The sequence below is a fragment of the Microbacterium sp. NPDC089695 genome, assembly GCF_044749085.1.
Lineage (GTDB): Bacteria > Actinomycetota > Actinomycetes > Actinomycetales > Microbacteriaceae > Microbacterium.
The window spans coordinates 1-3,572 of the sequence record NZ_JBIVHG010000006.1; the positions used below are offsets into that span (position 1 = coordinate 1).

1 pseudogene is annotated in these 3,572 nt (G+C 71.3%); it reads right to left on the minus strand.

What is annotated here, in order from left to right:
- Nucleotides 1–3,572: pseudogene (locus tag ACIPYT_RS17005) on the minus strand (AraC family transcriptional regulator); the annotation flags it as partial.

Sequence of the window (3,572 nt, forward strand, 5' to 3'; positions counted from 1 at the left end):
CGTATTCGTCACCACCACCACATACTCGACCGTGTCACCCACCACACCGATATCACCCACCGACAACACACCCGACTTCACCGCAGACAACGCGGGGGTGCGCGGGACGACGACCGTCGCCGCGTCTGTCGCGTCGACCGCGCCGCCGCGAGGTGTGGCAGCCGTGACGGTCACGGTGTTCGCGACCGAACCCGCATCGATGTCCGCCTGAGTGAGCGCGTACGTCGCAGTCGCCTGCGCCTCGGAACCCACCGGCAGCACTCCGGCCGCCGCGGGGTCGTCGCTCGGCCACACGTACTCGATGTCGCTGAGGGCGGGGAGGGCGTCGTCGAGCGCCACGTCGCGGAGCGTCTGGTTGCCCGTGTTGCGGATGACGAATCCGAACTCGACGAGCTCGCCGACCTGCCCTGTCGATCCCGCCGCGAGCTCGCCGGTCTTGTCGATGACGATGCCGTCCGCCGGGTCGGTCGTGGGAGTGCGCACCACGTCGGACGAATCGGTAACGCTCGCGCCGCCGGGCGCCGTGCCGGTGGCCGTCGCGACGTTCACGACCTCACCGGCATCCACGTCCGCCTGCGTGATCGCGTAGCTCGCGGTGGCCGTCGCGATCTCCCCCGGTGCGAGCACGCCCGTCGACTCGGGCCAGCGCACCGAGGGGACCGAGAGTCCGGCGAGGGGGTCGCTCAACGTGATCCCCGAGACCGTGACGTTGCCGGTGTTCTCGATCGTGAACGCGTAGTCGACGATGTCGCCCACCGCGCCGTCACCGCGGACCGTCGCGGTCTTGCCGGTGCGCAGCTGCGGAGCCGCCGGTGCGACGGTCGTGTTCTCGGCTGGCGTGCTTGCGGTGATCGTGTCGCCCACCGGGGGCTTGCCGCTCGCCGTCGCGATGTTCGTGACGGATCCGCGATCCACATCGGCCTGCGTGATCGTGTAGTCGGCCGCGGCGTCCACGGTCTGCCCCGGGAGGAGGATGCCGGGCTCCCCCGGCCAGTCGAAGGTCGGCGAGCTCACGCCGACGAGCGCGTCGGCGAGGTCGACCAGCGTCAACGTGACGTTGCCGGTGTTGGTGATGCCGAAGGAGTAGTCGATGCGGTCTCCGACGCCGCCCGCGCCGTCGACCACGCCCGCCTTCGTCGCCGAGAGGCCGGGGCGGGCGGTGATCACGACGGATGCCGTCGCCGATCCGGTGACGTCGGCGCCGCGCGGCGGCGTGCCCACGCCGTCCACCGCGCTCGCGACCGAGCCGCGGTCGACGTCGGCCTGGGTCAGCTCGTACGTCGAGGTGGCCGTCACGGTCTGCCCTGGCAGCAGCACACCCGGGCGCGCGGGGTTCGGCCAGGCGTACTGCGGTGCGGAGGATCCCTCGAGGCGATCCGTGAGCGAGACGCCAGTGAGCGTCACGTTGCTCGTGTTCTGCAGCGCATACGTCCAGGTGACGACATCTCCCGCGACGCCAGCGGCGTCGGGGTCGAGCCGTGCGCTCTTGGTGACGTCGATCGACGCCTGGATCCCCTGGGTCTCCACGGTCTCGATGCCGGGCGGGCTCGTCACCGCCCCGCCGCGGGAGCTGCCGCTCGCGGTCGCGGCGTTCGCGATGGAGCCGGCATCGACGTCGGCCTGGGTGATCGTGTACGCGGCCGTCGCCGTCGCGAACTGTCCGGGCGCCAGCACGCCGTCCGCGGCCGGCCAGGTGATCCGAGGGACGCTGAGGCCGGGCATGGGATCGGCGAGCGTGATGGCGCTGACCGTGACGTTGCCGGTGTTCTCGATGCGGAACGTGTAGTCGACCGTGCTGTCCACGCCCCCGTCGCCCGTGATCACGCCGTCCTTGACCACGGTCAGCGCTGCCGCGGGCTGCACGGTGTTGATCACGACCGCGTTCGAGTCCGCGACCACGACCGTGCCCTGCTCCGTCGTCGCCTCGACGCCGGCGACGTTCCGCACGAACCCGCGATCGACGTCGGCCTGCGTGAGCGTGTACCGGGCGGTCCCCACGACCGTGTCGCCGACGAGGAGCTCGCCCTCGGGCCCCGGCCACTCGATCTCCGGCAACGACAGACCCGCGAGGCGGTCGATCAGCTTCCCGTCCTGCACCGTGACGTTTCCGGTGTTCGTGACGACGAGTCGGTACTCGATGACGTCTCCCACGGCGCCGATTCCGGGTTCGAGCAGTCGTCCGCTCTTCACGGTCGTCAGCTCCGCGGCCTCCTCGACCGCGACGACCGCGGAGGCGGTGCGTTCGACGGCGACCCCGCCCGGTGCCGTCGCCGCGAGGGTGGCCGTGTTCTCTACAGATCCGCGATCGACGTCGGCCTGCGTGAGCTCGTACGTCGCCGTGGCGTCGGCGACCGCCCCCGGGGCCAGCACGCCCGCGGCCGCCGGCCACGTCACGTCGATCGTCGACAGGCCGTCGAGCGGATCGGTGATCGCGACCCCGGTGAGCGTCACATTGCCGGTGTTCGCGACGCGGAACGAGTACTGCACCGTGTCGCCCGCACGACCGGTCGCCCCCGGCTCGAGGACGCCGGACTTCGTCAGGGTCGCGTTCGGGGCGCCGACGCTGGTGGGAAGCACGACTTGCGCGGACGGGTCGTCGACGGTCGTGCCGTCCGGCGCATCTCCCGATCCTGTGGCGATGTTCAGCACGGCGCCGCGATCGACGTCGGCCTGCGTGACGAGGTAGCGCGCCGAGCCCACCAGGCTCTGCTCGGGTGCGAGGACACCGGCCTCGCCGGGCCAGACGAGATCGAAGTCGAAGAGCCCCTCGAGCGGGTCCACGATCCCCACGTCGGTCAGGGTGACGTTGCCGGCGTTGCGAACGACGACGGTGTACTCGATCACATCGCCGACGTCGCCCACATCGCCGTCGGCGTACGCAGCCGATTTGGTGGTCTCGACGGCGGGCGCGGCATCGTCGAGTGTCGTAACGACCTCGTCGGAGACCGCGGTCTGCAGTGCGCCGTCGGGCGCGCTCGCGGTGGCGGTCGCGGTGTTGCGCACCTCGCCGCCGTCGACGTCGGCCTGCGTGACGATGTAGCTCGCGGTCGCGGTCGCGACGTCGCCCGGGGCGAGGATGCGTGCCGTGCCCGGCCAGGTGATCTCCGGGGCGCTGAGGCCCGCGAGGGTGTCGGACAGGACGACGCCCGACAGAGTGACGTTGCCGCGGTTCTCGATCGTGAACGCGTACGTGATGGTGTCGCCGGCCGCACCGCCCGTGCTCGTCGCGTCCTTGGTGACGACGAGGGAGGGCGCACTCGTGAGCGGAACCGTGGCGGGCGCGGATGCCGTCACGGGTGCGCCGCCGTTGGGCGGTGTGCCGGTGCCGGTGACGATGCTCGTGACGCTTCCGGCATCCACATCCGCCTGGGTCAGGGTGTACGTCGCGGTCGCCGTCACGGACTGACGCGGGCCGAGGACCCCGACGGGAGTGGTCCAGACGTAGTCGGGGGCACTCGTGCCCGCTAGTGCGTCGGAGAGGGCGGAACCGCTGAGCGTGACGTTGCCGTCGTTGGTGAGGACATACGTCCACGTGACCACGTCACCGGCCTTGCCCACAGCCCCCGGAGCCA